The 1,266-nt window shown below is 61.6% G+C and carries 2 protein-coding genes; both read left to right on the top strand.

From position 1 onward, the window contains the following. Window positions 1-94: IS3 family transposase (locus M6G53_RS24850; protein ID WP_253333459.1), on the top strand; the 94-nt coding region annotated here is incomplete at its 5' end. A gap of 74 nt (window positions 95-168) precedes the next feature. Beyond that, the gene (locus M6G53_RS24845; protein WP_253335207.1) at window positions 169-1,122 is read left to right on the top strand and encodes a siderophore ABC transporter substrate-binding protein; all 954 of its coding nucleotides are present in this window, start codon (window positions 169-171) and stop codon (window positions 1,120-1,122) included. Window positions 1,123-1,266 lie beyond the last annotated feature (144 nt).

The raw sequence follows: 1,266 nt of genomic DNA, 5'->3' as shown, positions 1-1,266 counted from the left end.
CTACATTGATTACTACAACCATGACCGCCTCAGAGAGAAACTAAAAGGCCTGAGTCCGGTAGAGTATCGAACTCAGGCCACGAAGGCCGCCTGAATTTACATCGTCCAACTTATGGGGGGCAGTTCACACGCTGCGCCCTTTTCATTCCATCACCGTGAGGAAGCCCCATGAAATTACGCCGCTCCCCCCTGATGATCGCCCTGCTGGCCACGATGGTGCTGGCGGGTTGCCACAGCAAAACCGACGCGCCGGTAGCCGCTACCCCGGCCACCGTCAACGTCCAGCACCTGAACGGCAGCACCGAGGTGAAGAAGCACCCGCAGCGCATCGTGGTGCTGGATTACGCCTCATTGGAAACGCTGCAACTGCTGGGCGTCGAGCCGCTGGCACTGCCCGGCAACCGCAAGAATTTACCCGATAGCCTGAAGCGCTATCAGAACGACAAATACCTCAATGCCGGCACCCTGTTCGAGCCGGATATGGCCGTGCTGCGCGCCGCCAAGCCGGATCTGATCCTGATCGCCGGCCGGGCGTCCCAAGCCTATGACGAGCTGAACGCGCTGGCGCCGACGCTGAACATGTCCGTCGATCCGCAGGATCAGCTGGGCAGCCTGAAACAGCGCACGCTGCAGCTGGGCGAGCTGTTCGATAAGCAGCAGCAGGCGCAGGCGGCTGTCGATAAGCTGGATGCGCAGATCGCGGCGGTCAAACCGCAGGCCGCCCAGGCCGGGCGCGGGCTGGTGGTGCTGTTCTCCGGCGGCAAGATCAGCGCCTACGCCCCCAAGAGCCGTTTCAGCTTCGTCTATGACGCCCTCGGCTTCTCGTCGGCGCTACAGTCCGACGCAAAAGACGTGCGCGGCAACAAGCTGACGCCTGAGCAGGTGGCCAAACTGAACCCGGACTGGCTGTTCGTCATCGACAGAGACGCCGCGACCGGGCGGCCGAACGCGGTGGCACCGCAGAAGATCCTTACCGGCACCGCGCTGAAGAAAACCGCGGCGGTGAAAAAAGGCCAGGTGGTTTACCTGCCGGCGGCCGAGGTGTATCTGTCCGGCGGCATCGTCACCGCCCAGCACGTCGTCGAACGCGTGAGCGAGGCGCTGAACCGCACTGCGCGATAAAGAAAGCCCGGCGATGCCGTAATGCTGGTCACTTAAGGGTGACCAGCAACTTTTTTATCTGGATATTTCCTGCTTCTGGCCCGGAGTTCTCTAGGATAACTTCGCTCTCTGCGCCCTGGTAGTACCAGCCATTTCGCCTGTTCA

This window comes from Serratia nevei (assembly GCF_024160145.1).
GTDB classification, from domain to species: Bacteria; Pseudomonadota; Gammaproteobacteria; order Enterobacterales; family Enterobacteriaceae; genus Serratia; species Serratia nevei_A.
Note: the sequence above shows the minus strand (reverse complement) of the source record. Positions and strands in the feature narration are given on the sequence as shown.